Below are 20,608 nucleotides of genomic sequence, written 5' to 3'. Positions count from 1 at the left end.
CGGCCGAACCGGAAACCGGTCGGCCATCGCGGATTCCGGATACCGGCCGTCCCTACGGTTTCAGGACTACCCACCGCATCCGAAGCTTTTGCATGGCTTCCAGAAGTTTGAAAAACCCGATGGGGCGGGTTACGCAAATCGAAAGCGGGAGATTCAGCTTTCGGAACTCCGCTTCCGCTTCGGTCGAGTCCACGAGAAAAATGAGGGGGACCCCGGCCAAGGGGCCGCGCCGCCATTCCTTGAGCCAGGAAAGGCGGGAGGGACCCGGTTCCCGGACCCCGATCAAGATCAATTCGGGCCCGGGATCCGCTAGGCTTTTCCCGGGCGCTTCCCGAGCCGCCAAGTACTTGAGCGCCTCCGCCGGTCCATGCAGCTTAACCAACGAATTGGCGAACTGGTACTTGCCCAGGATGTGGGAAACGTTGGACTCGTCCGCGGCATCGTCCGTGATCAATAATATTTCCGGGCGCTCGGATGGATTCATTCTGGATTCGCCCCGGATTCCGGCTTGCGTTTCAAGAGAGCGAGAAGGGAGAATTCCGATTCCCGTAATTGGGCGTTGCGCCATTCCAGCGTCTCCGCCATTTCGTCGAAGGCCCGGGCCAGCTCGCCGAGCTCGCCGCTATGGTAGGAAAGCCCCGAGCGCGCGGCGAGATTCCCCGCCCCCAGTTGCTTGGCGGCGTTGATCAACATCCGCACTTGCTTGAGCAGGAAGACGTCCGATCCGAACCAGGCAGCCAGGACGGCCAGGATGCCGACGATCCCGAGGGCCGTGAGCTGATCGCGGAGCGCCCGGTTGGCGGGCGCCAGGATGGCTTCCCGGCTCACCCCGACGTTGACCATGAGATCGCCTTTCCTCCGCACCTTGGCGTAGGCATAGAGCCTCTTGATGCCGTCGATCCCCCGCGTTACCCGGGTACCTTCGGGGGCCGTCAGGTTTCGCAATCCGTCGGCAGGCTGCCGTGATTTGCCGACCCATTTCTGGGGGTCGGGAAAACGCGCTACCGCATCGCCTTTTCGGTTAACGACCGAGATGGCCCATCCGGCAGGCAGACGCGAGCCTTCCGCCAATTCGTTCAGCCAATCGAGCTCCATGACGGCGAAGAGGTACTCCTGTCCGATCCTCCCATCCGCATGTGCCGCGGAAACGGGTCGGACCAATACGATTGACGGGGCACGGCTTATGCCACCGTTGAAATCGAACCCGACCGAGAAATCGTCGGCCGAATCCGCCCCATGGAACCATTCCAGGGCTCCCAATCCCGGAAATGAAGCCGATGGTCGGCCGCTGCAAAGGATTTTTCCGTCCGGACCGGAAAGGCCAACGTTGGCATAGACTGAGGAATCGCCCAGGAAACCTCGGAGCGCCTCCGAGCATCCTCCGGCCAAAAGATGATCGCCGCGCAAGGCTTCCGCCGCCGCGGCCAGGAAACTCTCTCCCTCCGCCAAATCCCTTTCCAGGTTGCTCGCCAGGAAGCGGCTCAATCGCAGGGTATTGCGCTCGGCTTCCCGGGACATCTGTTCCTTGCGTTCGTTGGCGGAATACCATATCAAGGCCATCGCGGGTATGATGGCGAGGAGGACGATCGCGAGTATGCGGATCCGGATGCGGGTGAACATCAGCAAGGCGCGATAAGGTAGATAGGATTAACCATATGGACAATAAACCAAATTCCGGGAAAAAGCCCTGGGAGCCGAAAGTACCGTGCGGAATCCTAAATAGTTAAATAAATTAACTAATCTCGGACGCATCCCCGGCGTACCGGGATAGAGGGGGTCGCTATGCGTTCATGCTTACCGCTTGCGCTGATAGTGGTGGTCGGTCTTGTCGGCTGCTCTTCCTCCGCCTTCCCGCGGTTTTCAGACCCGCAGCAAGAGCGTCTGGACGTCCTTACCTCTTTTTCCCTGGCGCTTTCGAAACGGGACTACCGGGCCGCCGCCGGCTATCTGGGCCCGGAAGATCGCGCTAAACTGGCGGATGGGACGGAGGGGATCCTACCCGAATACAGGGACCGGGTGCGCGCGATCCGGAGGGCGACCCTGCTTAACAATCCGCTTATCGAAGTCCGCAAAGGACTTATCTACGGGCTCCCCGACGTGCTGCCGGTGTTGGCCCAGGGACGACCGGACAGCTTGAACCGGCAGGATGATCCCGATACCGGTTTCGCCGTGGTTCCGGATTCGAACCGCGCGGAGGCGGCGGAGTTGGAATTGAAGCGGGCCGCGGAGGCTTTTTTCCAAGCGGTTTCGAAGCGCGATTGGGGGAAGGCCTTGGGCTATCTCGCCGACGAAGAACGGGAGGACTTCCTGGATCCGAAAGGAAAGCTCCGGGATGACGCCCGGCGGCGCCTGGCTTCCGCCGACACCTCCCAATGGGCATCCCTGACCTTGAAAGACGGGAAGCTGACGGGGGTTTTCCTCATCCTCCCTGATCCCGGGCCCGCCCGGGCAAACTGAACCCCGACAAATCGGAGAAACCGCGGCCCCACCCGGCTTGGCAGTAATAGCCCATTTTCGATCACGCGCATTCGGTTGCGCGGGTTATCTTAGATGAGCATTTTGACCCGTACCGAAGCCATTTCCGGAGGACCCGATATGTCCCTTCCATCCGCGCGGAACTTGAGGCGTTTGTTGCCGATCGTACTGGGCGTTTCCTCCATGTGTGCCGCCGTATGGGCCGCGGGCACCTCCGGGGATCTCTATTTCACTACCTATAAGGGCGGGGCCGACGTCAACAAGATCAGCTTCAATTACGATGGGACAAAATTGGTGGTGGGCGCCGTCGTCAACGTGGCCAAGACCGACGGGTCCGACGGATTGATCTTCGCCCCGGATAGCGAGCTACTGGTCGGCGGGCAAGGCGATAAGGTCCACAAGATCAACATTGCGACCCAAGCCGTGGTCACCCACACCGCGGGCGGGGTGGAGGCCTACCATATGGCCTTGGATCCCGGCCAACAATACGCTTGGGCGAGCGGCATTCCGGGGGGCTTGGCGAAAATACCCTTGGCGCCCTTCGCGGACGGGACCGCCATCCCGTTGACCGGCGATGACACCAAGGTCACTTCCCTGGCCTTCCAGGACGCGAGCCATGCCTTTTACACCAGCAGCGGAACGGACGGAGTCGGGAATTTCGGGACCTTGGATTTACAGACCTTCACTACCCATCGCCTGATCAAGAACCTGCAAGGCGGGCACGGCATGGCGTTCGATTCCTACACGGGCCAATTGATGCTCTTCGGCGGGGAGAACATCGTTCAGATCAATCCGGCCAACGGGCTGATCGTGTCCACCCGGACCTTCGCGGGAGCCAGTTTCGATCAAGGCACCGTGGACGGCAAAGGCCATCTGTTCGTCGCCGACGGGAACGGAACCATGCTTTTCGTCGATTATCTCGCCTCCAAGAAGATCGGGGATACCACCAATTACGTGGCCCAGCCTTTCGTCGCGGCTAACATGGATGACGTGGCGCCCTTGTCCGGGTTGGGCTCCAATCCGAATCCTAACCCCAATCCGCAGCCCGATAGCCTGATTGCCGTCGCGAAGGCCTTGTACCAGGACGCGGACGGGAACGGGCGCATCGATCAGGTATGGGTGGAGTTCCCCAAAGCCATCGGCAGCCTCCCGACCCAGATCCAACTCCAGGATCCCTTCAATCCTTCCTCCACGGTGACGGTCCTGGCGGCGGATATCGCGCGGATCGATGGGACCCATATCCTGGCGACGTTCAAGGATAAGGAGTTCGCGGCCGGCACCGGCTTCGATCCCAAACCCTACGGGAAGATCCTGGCGGATGGCAAGGTATTCGACGGCGCCTCCTTCGTGATCGGCGATGGCGTGGGCCCGCGCATCGCTTCGGCGGTGTCCGTTCCTCCCGCGAACGCGAGCGATAAGCCCACCCTCACCGTGACCTTCTCGGAAGCCGTGAAGGCGGATCTCGCGGGCGGATTCCCTTTCGATATCAAGCGGCCGGGCGCTTCCGATCCAAGCGGCAAGATCAAGGTGGTTTCCGTGCAATCGACTGGGGGTAACACCTATGTTTACACCTTCGACGGATCCGTTTTCCCGCTTCCGGGGGATTCCCTCCGCATCAAGTCCGGCGCGGCCGGCGTCGCGGACGCCCAAGGCAACCCGAGCAACATGAAGGACTACGTTCCGGTGGGCGGAGTTTTGCCGAAAGCGGTGTATGAATTGGAGACAAAGGGTTCGGGCCTGGTTACCGTCCCCAAGCTGGACGGGCCGATTTCGTTGCCGAACTCCATCCTCATCATCGATCAATCCGTAACGCCGGGAGTCTGCCTGAATTGCCCCCCTTCCGTGAACGTCGTGTTTTCGGACGCGGTGAATGCCAACTCCAAGAACACGAAACCCTATTTGATTTCATTGAAGGTAAACGCCCCTTTCCATTACGATCTTTCCTTCTTCGATAACCTGGGCGTATACGTGAACAAAGCCATCGGGGACGTGAGCGCGGCCGATCTGGCGCGTTTGCGTAAGGACAAGGACGGGAATTACCTGTTGAGCCTCGCTTGGTGGCCCGTTTCCGCGCGGGGCGGCCAAGTCGGAAACGGCGCCTACATCGCCCATGGAACGCTCACCACTACGGGCGATCTGAAGACCATCCAAGGGAGCCAAGGCGAATTCCGGGCCCTGACCAATAAAAGCGAAAACCTCTTCTTCACTTTCGGTTACCTGCGCCGTTGAATTCCGGCTGCTGAATTCCCGCCGCGGAAATCCTTCCGCGCCTTGCCGCCGCCGTTTATTTTCCCAACAAGGCGGTTCCCCGATTCCGGCATGGGTCCATGGGCAAATGGCTGAAACGCGTTTTGATGATTTGGTTCGTCCTAACGCTGGTCCTGATCCCGCTGATTTATCTCGCCGGCCACTGGGCGGTGGGGCATTATCTGGGCCGGGACATCAAGGTCGGAACGGGATCGTTGCGGCTGGTGAACGCGCGTTGGCGTTGGAGCCTGGAACTTAGGGCCGATTCCCTCCTTTATCATGCTCCCGGAATGACCGCGCGCGGAGGCGCCACGGCGGTGACCGCGAACCTGTTCCGTAGCCTGTGGCGCTTTTCGCCATCGGTGGATTTCACCCTCGATACCCTTCGCCTCGCTTTGCATCCCGCGGACGAGGCCAAGCCAAAAGCCAAGCGGCCCGCGCGCGATTCGCTTCCGTTTCCGGATTTCAAGCTTCCCGTTTCCGTCCGCGTCGAGGTTGGGCGCGTACGGGTGGAGGACGATTCCGGCTTCCTGGCGGAGGCCGATGGGATCACGGCCGCGACCGGCGGACCGCGTTCCGCCTCGCTGGAAGTCCGAAGCTTAGGCGCCCGGGCCTTGCATGGGCTGGCCCCGAGCTTGAAGACAAGCATGGAATGGCCAGGCGATAATTTGCATGCGCGCCTCGAAATCGCGCGCGGGCTTGATAGCGTGGCAGTTGTGGCGAGCGGCCCTAAGGCGGACCTGCTGCGTGCGCAAGCGGATGTCGGAATACGCATGGCTTCTTCCGCTCCGTATGCACAAGCATTCAAAGCGCCGTCTTCCTTGCCTCTGGTCCAGGATCTCCGCTTCTCCCTGCAGGCCGCCCAAGGGACGGGCTATCGCGTCCATTCCAATTTTACGGCGGATATTTCCGGATTCGATCCGCGGGCCGCCTATCGCATCGGGCCGCAGAAGATGGACGGGTCCTTGGATTTCCGGGATACCTCCGGGACGTGGTCGCTCCGGAGCCGTGGGCCGAAAGGGGAGGACCTCGCGCTGGAGGGTGGCTTGCGTACGCTGGCCCTCGATTCCCTCGCCAATGCGGCTTGGTTGGCGCGCCATCTGGAGGTCTCCTTACGAGGGTACGCGCGGAATATCCGCATCGCGACGGCGGGAAAAATCCTGCCGGCCAACGTGCAGGTGAAGGCGCCGCGTATGGGGCCGGATGCATTGGTGGCGGAGATCGCGACCGGGGACGGCTCGCGGTTGTCGGCGGATCTGCGCAAGACGGCATCCGGATGGGCCGGTCCTTTTTCCCTTTCCATCCCTCCCGAAGAACCTTGGGTGCGGGCTTTCGCGGATACCAATGTGCGGTTTCGATCGCTGCAGGCGAAAGGGCGCGCGGAGGGGCGACGGGTCGGCCTGGACGCGGTGGTGAGCGGATTGCGGGCCTTCGGGGCGGAAGCGGATTCCATCCACCTGATGGCGCGCTATGGGCCCGACGGAATCGTGTTGTCCCCTTCTTACTGGCATCGCAAAGGCGTGGTCTGGCGCCTGACCGGCCGCATGTCGATGGACAGCGCCAGCCGGAAGGCCGATTTCACCTTATGGCATCCCGATTTCGGATCCGCGGAGGCGAGCCTCCGCTCCGATCGCATCGAGGCGCGCCTGCGGGGCTTGGCCATCTACACTCTGCCATACCGGGGTCTGGACAGCTTGGCGGCCCGAAAGCCCAAGATGAGCGCATCCTTCGCGTGGGACACCAGCGCGCATACCGGCCGCGCCGACGCGCGGGTCACCGGGAATTATCGATCGGAGCCGCTGGAAGCCAATGCCCGGGCGGAATGGGATCGACGTAGCTTGCGGGTTACGGAGCTGGACGCCTCCTTGGGCGGGAACTCGCTGCGGGGCGGCGGGGAGGTGGCCTTGCACGGCCGCCAATTCCATCAACTGGCGGCCGTAAACCGCGAGGACATCCGGCATGTTTTCCTGCAAGCCGATCGATTCGATCTGGCCAAGGCCCTGCGCATCGCTTCGGCCCACCCCCCTTTACTTTCGGGTAGCTTGGACGGGCGCTTGGACTACTCGGATTCGGGCGGGTTCCGCGGGGCCTATCATGCCCGCGATTTGCAGCCGGCCGCGACCAACGGGACCCTGAAGGCGCGTGAGATCGCCTTGCTGGGGAACGGGGATTCCCTGATCATCCGGGCGGTTACCCAATCCGAAAAGGAACCGCTTTTCGCCGACTCCCTGGAACTGGGGTTGGGCGGGGTCCTCAGGGCCGAGCAGGTTGTCAGCCTTAAGGTGGCGGTGGGAAGGAAACTTTTCCTCCGGGTTTCCGGACGTATGCGCGCCTATGCGGACTTCCGCGGGAATGTCTCGCTGCGCGGGGATGCCGCCCTGCCGGGAAAGTCGGGAGAGATCCTCGGGCTGGATGCGTACGGACCCTTTGCCGTCGTCTTCAGGGAAGGACCAGCCGGTTGGAAGATGGATCTGGACACCCTGCGCGGGCGATACGCGGTGCCGGGCCTGGATACCCAGTCGTTCTCCGCGCCTTTGCATATCGTCCGCGGCCGTCTCTCGATTCCGGATTTGTCCATGAAGGGAAAGAGCGGAAGCCTGGGAGGAACTGCGGCGATGGACCTCGGCGACGCCCATGCGTTGACCGCGCATTTGCAGGGGGACGGGCTCTTGGCCCAACTCGGCCCCGGCGACAAAATCCGGCTCAAGGACCTACGCATCGATCTCCGCTCGGATACTTCTAAACTGGAACTCCAGGCCCGGCTCGGGTCCGGATCGATCGAGCATGTCAAATCCCCGCTGCGCGCGGCGGCCGATTTCTCGCGCCTGAACTTCACCTATCGCGCGCCCAAAACCGAACCTGCGGGAGGCGTCTATAGCCAAAGCGATTTCGCTTTCCTGGAAGCGAGCGCCCGCCTCGATAGTTCCAACGTCAAATACCGCCTGCGCAGTTTCGAGACCCTGCAGAACCTGTTCAAGCGCAAGCCCCAGGCGCGGGGCGCCCGACCGGCGCGGCCGATGGAGATACGCCTCGACCTGGAGACCGCCGGCTCCGGCAACCGCGTGGAGACCGACGTGCTGCGGTTCGCTTACGTGGGGAATTTCTCCATGCGCGGGACCTACCCTTATGCCTTGGTGCAGGGCCGCATCAACTCCACCGAAGGCCAGTTGGGAACCAAAGCCCAGGCTTACGATCTGAGCCGCATGGAGATCAAATGGCTCAACTCCACCTTGGAGGAGGGCCATCTCGATCTCGAAGCCAGGAAAAAATTGGCCAAGGATTGCGAAGCCGGCACCACCGATTCCTGTACGGTCATCAACCGCCTTGCCGGGCCCCTATCGCAGACGGAATTCTCCTACGACACCGATTGCGGCGGGGCCTACGGGGCGGGGGCCGACGTGGCCGCCCTGGTCTATTCCGTGCGGCGCGGATGCTATTCTTCCGCCTTCGCGGGCGGCGGCTCGGGCCTTTCCTACCAAGAGCAGGCCTTGGCCCTGCTGGAGCCCCTTGCCAGCGACTACCTCTCGCGCGCGTCCCGCAAGCTTTCCGGCCATTGGATAGCGCAAACCAAGATTACTGGTCTAGGGAGCCTCGCCTCCAACCAGGGGTCCTCCTCCGATACGGCCACCGAGGCCTTGGCCTTGGAGGTCATCAGCAAGGAATTCTGGCGCACCCGGCTCAGCCTGCGATCCTACTATCGGCCCCAGGAGACGGAGAACAACGATCCCTGGGCCTATCGCATGGCCCTGGAATGGCGCCCGCCCCTGGCCCGTCTCGTCCGCGATCCGCAGTGGAAGAAGCGGCTCAAGAACAACGTGTCCCTCGACGCTTCCGTATACACGGATACGGCGGGGACCATGGATCCGAACCAGGAACGCATCGGGCAACGCCTGGGGCTCAACTACGACTACCGTTTCTGGGTCCGGCGTTGGTCCAAGCCCGAGAGCATGCGCGAATTGCTGCAAGAGCAAGCCGCCGATACGGCCGGCGAGCGGCGGGCGGCCAGGGACTCGGAATGAAGTCGAATATGCGCCGCGTCCGGATCGCGGTCGCGCCCGTGGTCCCGCCGGCGGCCCTGATTCTTTTGGCCTTGGCGGCGTGGGCGCCGCCGGCTTGGGGGCATATCCAAATCCAATTGCAAGGCAATCACTTCTTCGGTGCCCGGAAGCTTAAGGAGAGCATCCCCCTCGATCCCAAGAAATACGATAGCGAATCCCTCGCCACCTGGAAGGAAGATGCCTCCTTCAACGTTTCTGACCTGTATCGGCGGAGCGGATTCTTCGACGTGAAAACGGATCTCGTCCTGGAGCGGGCGGGCGGCCCCGAGGATTGGCTCGCCCGCATCACCGTGGACGAAGGCTCCCGTTACAAGTTCGATACGGTGCGGGTGGTGGTGGTGCAAGACACGGCGGGTCCTGCGCCGAGCGATACCGGGCGCGTCGGCATCGATTCGTCGCGCGTGGATACCCTGAAGGAGGCCCCGCCCGAACCCGTGCCCCAGCCCGCCTTGGTGGTGGGCCCCAAGCAATTGCATTGCCGCGTGGGCACGCCTTATATGGAAGAGAACCTGTTCCTGGATCGCCGCGTGGTGCTGCGCCGTTATGGCGACGCGGGTTTCGCCCGCGCCAAGGTCGAAAACAAGGTCAACGTGAAGGCCGACACGAAGACCGTCAAAATCGATTACCTGGTCGAGCCCTCCTATCCGGTTCTGTACGGGAAACTGCTCATCCGCGATACGCGCGCCCCGCCGGACGATAGCCTGCAGGGCATAACCCTCAATACCCTCTTCCGCTCCCTGGTGCCTTATAAGCCGGGGGACACGGTGCGGGCCTCGGATAACGATCGCATGATCGAGAAGCTGCAATACTCGGGCGTATTCGATTACGTTCGCTTGCGGGATAGCCTGCTGCCCGGCCCTTCGCATCTCAGCGCCCTCATCCTCAACGCCGAGGAACGGATCCCCGGCAACCTCACCGCTTCGGTATTCTGGGAATCGCAATACGGCCCGGGTTTTTCCTTCGATGGCGCGCATCAGAACGTGGCGGGGACCTTGAACGAAGTACGCGCAGGGGCATCGGTGGCCTGGGACCGCCAGCGCTTCTACGCCGGCTACGGATCCCCTTTGACCTTCGGCCGCCTGGTCCGCTTCGACGAGGACGCGGACGCCAACTGGTTCCAGGATCCGCCCGTCCCGCCGAGCCAAGGCCGCTTCGGGGGGGATTTCCGCGGGACCAGCAGCACGCGGCTCACCTTCCCATGGAAACGTTGGCTGCGCCTGATCGGGGATGCTGAACTCGAAGGCAAAAGCCGCATGGTGGTCGAGGGCCGCGAGCGCTCCCTGAACCTGAATTTCATCCAGACCACGGCGTTGGCATTCCTTGACCATGCCGCCGATCCCACCCGCGGCGCCCGTGCCGCATTCATCCTAGGCAATGGCGGGCCGGTCGTGGAGGGCGGCGAAATCGCCTTCACGCGCCTGCGCCATAATTGGATCGAAACGCAAACGGGCTGGTATTTCCCCCCGCTGCGGCAGGTGAAACTGGCGGCGCGCCTCGACGGCGGCCGTTTCTTCGGCGAAGGGGGAACCAACTCCGATCGATTCTTCCTGGGGGGAGGGCGCAGCGTGCGCAGCTACGGGTACCAGCGGTTATGCCCGGAGAAGGATAGCGCCGGCTTTTGCGTGACGGCCGGCCTGCAGCCCGCGTATTTCCTGGTCTCCGGAGAGGCCCGTTTGGACGTGTTCGATTTCGGCCTGTTCGATCCGCGCGGGCCCATGCGCCATCTGGCTCCCTTGCAACTGGTTCCTTTCTGGGATTTCGGCAAGGTGTGGGACGTGCGCCGCGGCTTTTCGTTCAGCTCCCAGCCCGACGGCCAAGGCGTCGCTTATGGCGGAGGCCTGCGCTATCCCATCCTCGGTATCTTCCATCTCCGCTTGGACCTGGCTTACGGGGCCCCGGGCGGAGGGGCCTGGCCCGATGCGTGGGTGATCGATTTGGCGCAGGCGTTCTGAATTTTTCGGCTTAATCCCATGGAGGATATAAGGGCCCGCACCCCGCGTTTGACCGGGCCCTGCTCAAAAGGTTCTTTCCGAAAGGGGCCATTGGCGATAGGTCCCGGGTGAGGAAGGCCATGCATCCGCTCCAATCCTGGTTGAATGGTTTGTTCGGTTTGGATGGCGGGCCGAATCTGTGGCAGATGGCCCTGCGTACCCTGGTCATCTACCTGATGAGCATCCTGCTGATACGCATCGGGGGCGATAAACGCATGTTGGGGCGCCATGCGCCTTTCGATATCATCCTTTCGGTGATCTTCGGTTCGGTGATGAGCCGCGCCATCAACGGGTCGGCCCCGTTCTTCCAGACCATCGGCGTGGGATTCGTTTTCATCCTGATCCACCGCATCCTCGCTCTTCTCGCTTTCCGTTACCGCGGCATGGAAGTCCTGCTGAAGGGGAAACCCGTCGTCCTGATCCGGGAGGGCGCGATCGATTCCGGCGCCATGCGGGCGACGGCCATCAGCGATGCCGATTTGCAAGAAGCGTTGTTCATGAAAGGGAAGGCCATGAAACCGGAAGAGGTCGCGCTGGCCCGCTTGGAATGCAACGGCGAAATCAGCGTCTTCCCCAGGCGGGCATAGGTCCCATCCATAGGCGTCGTCATCCGTATCGGATGACGACGGGAGGTTATCCATGAGAAGCCCGACTCAAGCAGCGACGGCAATATCCGCGGATGCCGAAAGCGATCGGTCCGCGCGGACGGGGGCGTGGAGCACGGACCATGCGGAGGCCTTGGCCGAGGAATTGCGCGCGCGCATCCGCGGCGAAGTCCGCTTCGACGCCGGCGCGCGCGCCTTGTACGCGACCGACGGATCCAATTACCGCCAAGTCCCCATCGGCCTGATCGTCCCGCGCACCCAGGAAGACGTGGTCGCGGCCATCGGGATTTGCCGCCGCGCCGGTGCGCCCATCCTGCCGCGCGGCGCGGGCACCAGCCTGGCGGGGCAGACCTGCAATGCGGCCGTCGTCTTCGACTTCACCAAATACCAGAACGGGATCGTGGGCATCGACCCGTTCCGGAAAATGGCGCGCGTGCGACCCGGAGTGGTTTTGGATCGCTTGCGCGAAGCCGCCGAGGCCCACGGCCTCACCTTCGGGCCCGATCCCGCCACGCATCGGCAATGCACCTTGGGCGGCATGATCGGGAACAATTCCTGCGGCGTGCATTCGGTGATGGCCGGCCGCACCGCCGAGAACGTGCTGGCCCTGGAAGTACTGACCTATCGCGGCGCCCGCATGCGCGTGGGACCTACGAGCGAAGAAGAGTTGGATGCCATCATAAGCGCGGGGGGGCCCCAAGGCGAAATCTACGGCAAGCTTCGCGAGCTGCGCTATCGATACGCGGACGAGATCCGCGCCCGCATGCCCCAGCTTCCCAGGCGTTCCTCGGGATTCAATCTCGATCAACTGCTGCCCGAAAGCGGATTCAACGTGGCGCGCGCCCTGACCGGTACGGAGGGGACGTGCGTTACCGTGCTGGAAGCGGACCTGCGGTTGATCCATAGCCCGAGCCAGCGGGCGCTGATCGTGCTGGGATATCCCGACGTCTTCTCGGCGGCCGAACACGTGATCGAGATCATGAAGTTCGGACCCATCGGGCTGGAGGGCCTGGACGATAAGCTGGTAGGGTACGAGCGCGAGAAGGGCGTGCATCCCGAGGCCCTGCCCTTGCTCCCCAAGGGCAAAGGCTTCCTGATGGTGGAACTGGGCGCGGATGACCGCAAAACGCTGCATGAGAAAGCCCAGGCCATGATCGCGCGGCTCAAGGCGCAGCCCCACCCCCCGGAGGTCCAGGAGTACGAGCGGCGCGAGGACGAGCAAAAGATGTGGGACGTGCGCGAAGGCGGATTGGCGGCCACCGCGCGCGTGCCCAACCGGCCGGATACCTGGCCGGGCTGGGAGGACAGCAGCGTGCCTCCCGAACGGCTCCCGGAATACCTGCGCGCCCTGGATAAGCTATTCGGGAAGTACGGTTATGACGCGGCCCTGTACGGCCATTTCGGCCAGGCCTGCATCCATTGCCGCATCCCGTTCGATCTGGAGACGCGCAAGGGCATAACGGCCTTCCGCTCCTTCATGGGTGATGCCGCCGATCTGGTCGTTTCCATGGGCGGGTCGCTTTCCGGCGAACACGGGGACGGCCAAGCGCGCGCGGAACTTTTGCCCAAGATGTACGGCGAAAAGTTGGTGCAGGCCTTCCGCGAGTTCAAGGCCATCTGGGATCCCGACGGCAAGATGAATCCCGGCAAGGCCATCGACGCCAATCCCATCACCAGCCATCTGCGCTTGGGGGAGAATTTCCGCCCGGCGCGACCGGAGACGAAATTCAGGTACCCCAAGGACGATGCCAAGCTTTCCCGGGCGGTACTGCGCTGCGTAGGCGTGGGGGCGTGCCGGAGCGATGAAAAGACTGTCATGTGTCCCAGCTACCGCGCCACGCGGGAAGAAAAGCATTCCACCCGGGGCCGGGCGCGCATGCTTTTCGAAATGTTGCAGGGCGACACCATTAAGGATGGCTTCCGATCGGATGCCGTCAAGGAGTCGCTCGATCTCTGCCTGGCTTGCAAAGGCTGCAAAACCGATTGCCCGATGAAGGTGGATATGGCCACCTATAAGGCGGAATTCCTGTCGGGGCACTACCGCGGAAGATTGCGGCCGCGTCCGGCCTATAGCATGGGGCTCATTTATTGGTGGGCCCGCTTGGCCGCCCGTGTCCCTGGCCTGGCGAATTTCGTGATCGAGACTCCCGGGCTTAGCCATATGGCGCGCGCCTTGGGCGGATTGACCCGGAAGCGATCCATGCCGGCTTTCGCGGGGCTCACCTTCCGGGATTGGTACCGGCGCCGTTACCGTAACGCGCAAGCGACGCCCCGGCGCGGGAAGGTCCTGCTCTGGGCCGATACCTTCAACAATTACTTCGAGCCCGAGGTGGCGGCTTCGGCCTGCGAAGTCCTGGAAGCGGCCGGTTTCGAGGTGATGCTCGCGCGCCGGCCCCTGTGTTGCGGCCGGCCGCTCTACGATTACGGCATGCTGGATTTGGCCAAGCGCCAATTACGCCAGATCCTGGCCGAGTTGCGGCCGCAAATCCGCGCGGGCGTACCGGTGGTGGGATTGGAGCCCAGTTGCGTCTCGGTTTTCCGCGACGAGTTGGCGAATATGCTGGACGGGGACGAGGATGCGCTTCGCTTGTCCAAGCAAACCTTCCTGCTGGAAGAATTCCTGATGCGCGAGGTTCCCGGCTATGCGCCGCCGCCCTTGCGCGCCAAGGCCCTGGTGCATGGCCATTGCCATCAGAAATCGGTCCTCGGGATGGATAGCCATCGCGAGCTCCTCGGGAACATGGGGCTAACCTGCGAGGAACCCGATGCGGGTTGCTGCGGCTTGGCCGGCTCCTTCGGTTTCGAAAAGGACAAGCACGAGGTGTCAATGCGCATTGGCGAGTTGCACTTGTTCCCGGCCCTGCGCCGGAGGCCCGCCGGCGCCTTATCCATCGCCAACGGATTCAGCTGCCGCAATCAAATGAAGGAAATCCCCGGCCAAAAACCCGTCCACCTGGCCCAGGTTCTGCATCGGGCCGCGAAGGGGGAGGCCGGGCAAAGGCGGCTGACGGAACAATTCGCGAAGGCGAAGAGCCGGGCCAAGCTGCGGTTTTTCCTGTGGGCCGGGGCGATAGGAATCGCGGCCATAACCGCGTTGGCCATAGGCCGGAACCATCGGCTTCCGTGGACCAGGCGGCGCGGTTCGTGAATCACCAAAGCCGGTGAATATCTTCAGAGCGATGCGCGGCGGAGGATCGGATCCATGAGCGCCAAGGAATCCCGGTTCGTCCTATTCGCCGCCTTCGGCGCCAATCTATTCATCGCGGTCTCCAAATTCGCCGCCGCCTTGGCGACCGGCAGTTCGTCCATGCTGAGCGAGGGCATCCACTCCGTGGTGGACTGTACCGATCAGGCTTTGCTCCTGGTGGGGGAGAAACGCGGTTCCCGTCCCGCCGATCCCGAGCATCCCTTCGGGCATGGTTTGGAGCAATATTTCTGGGGTTTCGTGGTGGCCATCCTCATCTTCGCGTTGGGCGGCGGCATGTCCGTATGGGAAGGCATCCGGCACCTACGCCACCCGGAACCCTTGAGCCGCCCCGCCTGGAACTATGCCGTGCTGGCCGTGGCTTTCGTTTCGGAAGGCTACTCCTTCAGCGTCGCGTTCCGATCGCTACGGAAAGGGAGGGGAGGGAAAGGGATTTGGCGTTCCTTCCAAGCCAGCAAGAACCCCTCCGTATTCGTGGTGCTGGCGGAGGATGCGGCCGCTTTGGGAGGGCTCGTGATCGCGCTCTGCGCTTTGGCCGCGGATCAACTTTTGGGCATGCCCGTGTGGGACGGGATCGGTTCCATCCTCATCGGGGTCGCCCTGGTAGCGGTCTCGGGCGTGTTGGCCTATGAAACCCGCGCTCTGCTGACGGGGGAAAGCACCGGCCCCGAGGTGGTGCGCCAGGTGAAGGCGATGGCCCAATCCCAGCCCGGGGTGTTGGAGGCGGGTCAGCCCCTCACCATGCATTTCGGGCCCGATCAAGTCCTGCTGAACATGGAACTCCGTTTCCGCCCCGACATGACCGCCGAAGAAGTGGGGCGGGCCTCGGAGGCGTTCCGGCGCCGCGTGCAGGAAGCCTTTCCTTTCATCACCCGCATTTTCGTGGCGGTCCGGCAGACGCTCGACCGCGGCGGCTCCCATGGGCTGCCCGGGCCGGCGTAAGTCCTAGACGGCTAAAGCCCGGGCATCTTCGCGTTTGAATTCGAATCCCAACCCGGGCCGCGATAGATCCGGAGCAAGGCGGCCCGCGCGCGGCCGCGCGAACCCCTCGAAAAGCTTTTCCTCGATCAGGACATGATCGTGGAACCATTCCAGGTGGCGCATCGGCTGGGCCGCGCAACCCAGGGCGACGTGCAAGGAAGGCGCGCAATGGCTGGACAGGGGCATATCGGCCGCCTCGCACAAGGCCGCGGCTTTCAGGAAGCCGGTGATGCCCCCGCAACGGGTCGCATCGGCCTGCAAAAAGGACAAGGTTTCCTGGTGGATCAGGAGGTGGAAATCCTCCGGGCGGTAACCGTACTCCCCGCCGGCCACGTCCATGCCCGCCGGGATGCGTTCCCGCACGGTCCTGGTGCCGGCGCGATCCCAGTGGGGCACCGGTTCTTCGAACCAAACCACTCCGGCTTCCGCGAAGCGATGCGCCAATCCGATGGCTTGTTCCGCCGCGTAGGCCCCGTTGGCATCCACGAACAATGCCGTTTCCCCGATGGCTTCCCGGGCCGCTTCCACGCGCCAGGGATCGGCATCCGGATCACGGCCCACCTTCATCTTGACGCGCGCCATGCCTTCGGAGGCCCAAGCCGCGAGCTGGCTCTGCAATCGGGCCGGGGTATAGCTGGTGAATCCGCCGCTCCCGTAAACCTCGACGGCATCCCGGACCTGCCCCAGCAAGCGGGCCAGGGGCAGGCCCAGGAGCTTGGCCTTCAAATCCCAAAGGCCCACGTCCAGGGCCGAAACCGCCATGGCGGAAAGTCCGGGTCCGCCCAGATTGCGGAGGAAGCCCCCCATGGCTTGCCAGGCGGCTTCCGTCGCGAACGCGTCCTTGCCGCGCAGGACGTCGGCGAGTTTACTGCGTATCAGAGATGCCACCGCGGCATCGGCGTAGGTGTATCCCCATCCCGCCATCCCTCCGGCGCGGACTTCGGCCACCACCAACACGGTCGCGTCCCAGGCCAAGGTCCCGTCCGATTCGGGTTCCTCCGTCGGGATGCGATAGGCGAAAGCCTCCACGCCTTCGATGGGGACGTCAACGCGCGGGCCCATGGCGGCTACACCAATTCGCGGGCGCGATCCTTGATGACCTCGGCCACGATGGTCTTGCGGTCGACCTCGCCGCGGGCCAGGGCTTCGGCCAGATGGACGGCCTGCTGCGCCTTGATTTTCCCGGGCATGGGCGGCGTATTGGGATCGACCACGGCCTCGACCAAGGCGGGACCTTCCGTTTCCAGGGCCATGCGGATCACCGAGCCGCACATATCCGCGTCATCGACCGAGAAGCCGGCACCTCCGCAACTGCGCGCCACCCCGGCGAAATCGATGGGATGCAAATCGCAGCCGTATTCGGGATTGCCCAGGAAGACCATTTGCTCCCATTTGATCTGCCCCAGGGTATTGTTCTTGAAGACGATGATCTTGATGGGCAGCTTGTATTTGACGGCGGTGGCGAATTCGGCCATCAACATGGAGAAGCCCCCGTCGCCGACGAGGGCCACCACCTGACGCTGGGGAAAGGCTATCTGGGCCGCGATGGCATAGGGCAGGCCGCAGGCCATGGTGGCCAAGGTCCCGGAGAGGGAATACATCTGCGTACCCCGCGCCTCCAAATGGCGCGCGAACCAGGTCGTGATGGTTCCGCTGTCGCAGACCACGATGGCATCGTCCTTGATGAGCTTGTTCAACTCCCATGCGGGCACTTGCGGCTTCATGGGTTTGTCCTTGCGGGTGCCGCGCTCCTCCATCAGCTCCCGCCAATCGCGCATGCCTGCCTGCGCCTTGGAAAGGAAATCCCGGTTCTCATTGCGTTTAATTAGCGGGAGGAGTAGTCGCAACGTTTCCCGGGTGTCGCCCACCAATCCCGCTTCCACGGGGAAGCGAAGCCCGATGCGCTCCGGATCGACATCGAGCTGCACTCCCCGCACCGAGTCATGCTTCGGATAGAATTCCATATAGGGAAAGGACGATCCGACGATGAAGAGGGTATCGCAATCCATCATGGCGTCCTCGGATGGGGCCGTGCCCAACAGCCCGATGCCCCCCGTGGTATAAGGGCTCCTGTCCGCCACGGCGGCCTTGCCCAAAAGCGCCTTCACGATGGGCGCCCCCAACTTCTCGGCCATCTCCTCCAACTCGGCCCTGGCGCCCAAGGCCCCGCGTCCGGCCAGGATCACGACTTTCTTCCCGGCATTGAGGACCTCCGCCGCCTTGGACAGATCGGACGGGGCGGGAAAACCGGCCGCGCGCGCGAAGACTTCCACCGTATGCCCGGGGATGTTGCGCTTGGATCGATGAGCGTCCTTGAGCTTCTCGTCCTGCAAGTCGACGGGGAAATTGATATGCGCCACTCCGCCCCGGGCCAGCGCCGTGCGGCAAGCCAGATGGGTGACCCCTTCCACGTGGGCGGCCCCCATGACGCGGGTCGAATAGAATGCCACGTCGGTGAAGACCCGGTCCAAGTCCACGTCCTGCTGGGCATGGGTGTCGATGAGATCGTGGAAATGGTGGCCGGTGATCGCCAGCACCGGTTGCCCGTCGAGCTTGGCATCGTAGAGCCCGTTCAGCAAGTGGATCCCGCCCGGCCCGGAGGTCGCCAGGCAAACGCCCAGCTTGCCGGTGAACTTGGCGTAAGCGCAGGCCATGAAGGCCGCCGATTCCTCGTGCCGCACCTGAACGAAACGGATCTTGTCCTTGGCCTTGCGGAGGGACTCCATGATGCCGTTGATGCCGTCCCCCGGCAACCCGAACACCGTTTCCACGCCCCAATCGGAAAGAATCTCGACCATCAGATCCGCCGCCGTTTTCGCAGCCATGCTTGCCTCCAGGTTCCGGGTCCCTGGAAAACAAATCCTTGCGCGACGTCCGCGCAAGACCATTCGCCTCGGCCCTAGGCGGAGACGGCGCTACGCGGTCGACGTCCCGGGCGGGGAGCGTCCGAGGCGGACTCCGACGGCTCGGCGGCCTGGATCACTTTTTCCAATTCGGCCTTCATGGCCGCCAACGCCGAGGGAAAATGCGCCGCCAGGGATTCCGGCAGGCCCGCCAGGGCCTTGCGGTTCAGATCGGCGATGACCTTGCGGATCTTAGGCAGGTGGCGATCCGCTTTCGGCGTCAATACGATCAAGTGCTTGCGTCGATCTTCTTTACTGGCGGTGCGCCGGATGAATCCCGCTTCCGAAAGGGAGTCCAGGATATTGACCATGGTCACCTTGTCGGTATCCAGCAGATCGGCCAGCTCCTGCTGGGTGGCGGTGCCTTTGGCTTCCCCGATGGCCACCAAGAGGAAGAAGTGGCGGCGGACCCCGATATGGCCGAGCTTGGCGGCCAAGGCATCCATGTATTTCTTGGAAACCTTGTTGAGTTGGAGCCATAAGGGGATTTCCGCGGGCGTTAGTTTAGGCATGGGCGGAAAGGTAATATTCCGCCGCGGGAACTCACCCCGAAAGCGTCGCCACGTCCGCGCAAGCCTCGGCGCAATGCCGGCAGACATCCGCGCACAGCCGGCAGTGCTCCATGTGCGGATGCTTGGAGCATTCTTCCGCGCACTCTTCGCAGATGGCGGAACAAAAATCGCAAGCCTCCTCCAAATTGGAGGATTGCCGATCCAGGAACGCCAAGGCCAGGCCGCAGGCATCGGCGCAATCCCAATCGAGCCGCACGCATTCGGCCATTTGGCGCGCGTCCTCTTCCCGCAGGCAGGCCATCGCGCATTGCTGGCAGGCGCGCATGCAATCCGCCAGGATGGCCCCTAATTCGATGGCCCTTTCGTTCATCGTCTCGTTACGCATGGTTGCCTCCCGGTTCGGTCCTACCCAATTAAAATAGGGATCGGGCGAGGCCTCCGCCCGCTGGCCGAAGCCGCTTTCCGGGACCGGGAATCGCCATCGAGACGGTTGCCGGGGGCGAATCCGGGCCGGAAACTATGTATGATTACAAGCCACTCTTAAGATTGCGTACCACCAGAGAAACTCCCTAAAAATCCAATCGTAACGTCGTGCCCACCCAGCCCATAGAACGCATCGCCCGATCCATCCGCCTCTTCACCCGTCTGGAGGCCGCCTCCGGGATCCTTTTGTTGCTGGCCTTGGCGGCGGCCCTGGCCTGGGCCAACTCGCCCTGGGCCGAAACCTATTTCCGCATCCTGGAAGCGCCGCTCTCCTTCGGGCTCGGTTCATTCGGAATCGCGACAACCCCCCACCACGTTATCAACGACGCCCTGATGGCGGTTTTCTTTTTCGTGGTGGGACTGGAGATCAAGCGGGAAACCGTTGCCGGGGAACTCGCCGGCCTACGCCGCGCTGCTTTTCCCGCCCTAGCCGCCTTGGGCGGCATGCTGGTCCCCGCCCTTATCTATGCCCTTTGCAATGCGGGCCACGCCTCCCTTCGCGGATGGGGGATACCCGTGGCCACCGACATCCCCTTCGCTTTGGGGATCATGGCCTTGCTCGGCAAAAGGATCCCGGGTTCCGTGAAGATCTTCCTGATGGCCCTCGCCATCATCGATGATCTCGGGGCCGTTCTCGTAATCGCCGTATTCTATACGGGCCGGATCGATTGGCTAGGCTTGGCCGAAGCAGGCGCGCTGGTCGCCGTCTTGATCGCCTTCAATCGCGCGGGCCTACGCCGCGCCTGGCTTTACGCGATCCCGGGAATCGCGCTCTGGCATTTCCTGCAAAAGGCCGGCGTGCACGGGACCATCGCCGGTGTCGTAACGGCGTGGGCCATACCCGCGCGGTCTCGAAGTGATGCTTCCGGTATCGCATTGGAGTCGCCCTTGCAACGCATCGTGGAAGCCCTGCATCCCTGGACCAGCTTCTTCATCCTGCCTCTTTTCGCCTTGTCCAATGCCGGGGTCCGCATCGGTCCTGAAGTGTTGCGCGGCCTCGCCAGCCCGGCCGGCATCGGGATCGTCCTGGGTCTGGTCGTGGGGAAGCCCCTTGGAATCTTTGCCGCGGTACAAACCATGTTGGCCCTGGGCTTCCCCAAACTTTCGGGCGGGGTGAACTGGAAGCATATGCTAGGCGCGGGCATGCT

The 20,608-nt window shown here is 63.1% G+C and carries 14 protein-coding genes; 8 read left to right on the top strand and 6 right to left on the bottom strand.

What is annotated here, in order from left to right; all coding sequences use genetic code 11:
• Positions 1 to 52: 52 nt before the first annotated feature.
• Positions 53 to 484 (bottom strand): response regulator transcription factor, encoded by a 432-nt coding sequence (locus tag JF616_10640; GenBank protein MBW8888201.1) that lies wholly within the window; start codon positions 482 to 484, stop codon positions 53 to 55.
• The gene (locus tag JF616_10635; protein ID MBW8888200.1) at positions 481 to 1,626 is read right to left on the bottom strand and encodes a HAMP domain-containing protein; all 1,146 of its coding nucleotides are present in this window, start codon (positions 1,624 to 1,626) and stop codon (positions 481 to 483) included. Before JF616_10635 ends, JF616_10640 begins: the two co-directional genes overlap by 4 nt.
• Positions 1,627 to 1,782: 156 nt before the next feature.
• Here JF616_10635 and JF616_10630 point away from each other — a divergent pair, with 156 nt between their 5' ends.
• The 7 genes from JF616_10630 to JF616_10600 all read left to right on the top strand — a co-directional run bounded on the left by JF616_10630 (position 1,783) and on the right by JF616_10600 (position 15,523).
• Positions 1,783 to 2,457 carry a hypothetical protein gene (locus JF616_10630; protein MBW8888199.1) on the top strand — a complete coding sequence of 225 codons (675 nt, stop codon included), beginning with the start codon at positions 1,783 to 1,785 and terminating at the stop codon, positions 2,455 to 2,457.
• A 174-nt stretch (positions 2,458 to 2,631) separates the two neighbouring features.
• A complete protein-coding gene (locus tag JF616_10625) occupies positions 2,632 to 4,704 on the top strand; it encodes a hypothetical protein (GenBank protein ID MBW8888198.1) in 2,073 nt (690 codons plus the stop codon).
• A gap of 125 nt (positions 4,705 to 4,829) precedes the next feature.
• Positions 4,830 to 8,741, top strand: a complete 3,912-nt coding sequence (locus JF616_10620) for a translocation/assembly module TamB domain-containing protein (protein ID MBW8888197.1) — start codon at positions 4,830 to 4,832, stop codon at positions 8,739 to 8,741.
• Positions 8,742 to 8,749: 8 nt separating this feature from the next.
• Entirely contained in the window at positions 8,750 to 10,732 is a 1,983-nt protein-coding gene (locus JF616_10615) for a BamA/TamA family outer membrane protein (protein MBW8888196.1), read from the top strand.
• A gap of 119 nt (positions 10,733 to 10,851) precedes the next feature.
• On the top strand, positions 10,852 to 11,358 hold the full coding sequence (locus JF616_10610) for a DUF421 domain-containing protein (GenBank protein MBW8888195.1): 507 nt from the start codon (positions 10,852 to 10,854) through the stop codon (positions 11,356 to 11,358).
• A gap of 52 nt (positions 11,359 to 11,410) precedes the next feature.
• Positions 11,411 to 14,524: an FAD-binding protein gene (locus JF616_10605; protein ID MBW8888194.1), complete on the top strand. Its 3,114-nt coding sequence runs from the start codon at positions 11,411 to 11,413 to the stop codon at positions 14,522 to 14,524.
• A gap of 54 nt (positions 14,525 to 14,578) precedes the next feature.
• Positions 14,579 to 15,523: a cation transporter gene (locus tag JF616_10600; protein MBW8888193.1), complete on the top strand. Its 945-nt coding sequence runs from the start codon at positions 14,579 to 14,581 to the stop codon at positions 15,521 to 15,523.
• Positions 15,524 to 15,526: 3 nt separating this feature from the next.
• Here JF616_10600 and JF616_10595 read toward each other — a convergent pair whose 3' ends face one another.
• The 4 genes from JF616_10595 to JF616_10580 form a co-directional block, all read right to left on the bottom strand.
• Positions 15,527 to 16,624 (bottom strand): mandelate racemase, encoded by a 1,098-nt coding sequence (locus JF616_10595; GenBank protein ID MBW8888192.1) that lies wholly within the window; start codon positions 16,622 to 16,624, stop codon positions 15,527 to 15,529.
• 5 nt (positions 16,625 to 16,629) lie between these two features.
• On the bottom strand, positions 16,630 to 18,387 hold the full coding sequence (locus JF616_10590; GenBank protein ID MBW8888191.1) for a pyruvate oxidase: 1,758 nt from the start codon (positions 18,385 to 18,387) through the stop codon (positions 16,630 to 16,632).
• 74 nt (positions 18,388 to 18,461) lie between these two features.
• Positions 18,462 to 18,977 (bottom strand): MarR family transcriptional regulator, encoded by a 516-nt coding sequence (locus JF616_10585; GenBank protein MBW8888190.1) that lies wholly within the window; start codon positions 18,975 to 18,977, stop codon positions 18,462 to 18,464.
• A 31-nt stretch (positions 18,978 to 19,008) separates the two neighbouring features.
• On the bottom strand, positions 19,009 to 19,347 hold the full coding sequence (locus JF616_10580; protein ID MBW8888189.1) for a four-helix bundle copper-binding protein: 339 nt from the start codon (positions 19,345 to 19,347) through the stop codon (positions 19,009 to 19,011).
• A 221-nt stretch (positions 19,348 to 19,568) separates the two neighbouring features.
• On the opposite strand from JF616_10580, the gene nhaA reads away from it, so the two are divergent.
• Positions 19,569 to 20,608, top strand: a 1,040-nt coding sequence (gene nhaA, locus JF616_10575) for a Na+/H+ antiporter NhaA (GenBank protein ID MBW8888188.1), incomplete at its 3' end; no start/stop codon positions are given.

It is taken from the genome of Fibrobacterota bacterium, assembly GCA_019509785.1.
Classification (GTDB): Bacteria; Fibrobacterota; Fibrobacteria; order UBA11236; family UBA11236; genus Chersky-265.
This window is presented reverse-complemented; position numbering and strand designations above follow the sequence as displayed.

Excerpts from the sequence above, each read along its gene's own strand:
- JF616_10640 (MBW8888201.1), bottom strand. The coding sequence starts at position 484 with ATGAATCCATCCGAGCGCCCGGAAATATTATTGATCACGGACGATGCC.
- JF616_10630 (MBW8888199.1), top strand. The coding sequence starts at position 1,783 with ATGCGTTCATGCTTACCGCTTGCGCTGATAGTGGTGGTCGGTCTTGTC.
- JF616_10620 (MBW8888197.1), top strand. The coding sequence starts at position 4,830 with ATGATTTGGTTCGTCCTAACGCTGGTCCTGATCCCGCTGATTTATCTC.
- JF616_10615 (MBW8888196.1), top strand. The coding sequence starts at position 8,750 with ATGCGCCGCGTCCGGATCGCGGTCGCGCCCGTGGTCCCGCCGGCGGCC.
- JF616_10610 (MBW8888195.1), top strand. The coding sequence starts at position 10,852 with ATGCATCCGCTCCAATCCTGGTTGAATGGTTTGTTCGGTTTGGATGGC.
- JF616_10605 (MBW8888194.1), top strand. The coding sequence starts at position 11,411 with ATGAGAAGCCCGACTCAAGCAGCGACGGCAATATCCGCGGATGCCGAA.
- JF616_10600 (MBW8888193.1), top strand. The coding sequence starts at position 14,579 with ATGAGCGCCAAGGAATCCCGGTTCGTCCTATTCGCCGCCTTCGGCGCC.
- JF616_10595 (MBW8888192.1), bottom strand. The coding sequence starts at position 16,624 with ATGGGCCCGCGCGTTGACGTCCCCATCGAAGGCGTGGAGGCTTTCGCC.
- JF616_10590 (MBW8888191.1), bottom strand. The coding sequence starts at position 18,387 with ATGGCTGCGAAAACGGCGGCGGATCTGATGGTCGAGATTCTTTCCGAT.
- JF616_10585 (MBW8888190.1), bottom strand. The coding sequence starts at position 18,977 with ATGCCTAAACTAACGCCCGCGGAAATCCCCTTATGGCTCCAACTCAAC.
- JF616_10580 (MBW8888189.1), bottom strand. The coding sequence starts at position 19,347 with ATGAACGAAAGGGCCATCGAATTAGGGGCCATCCTGGCGGATTGCATG.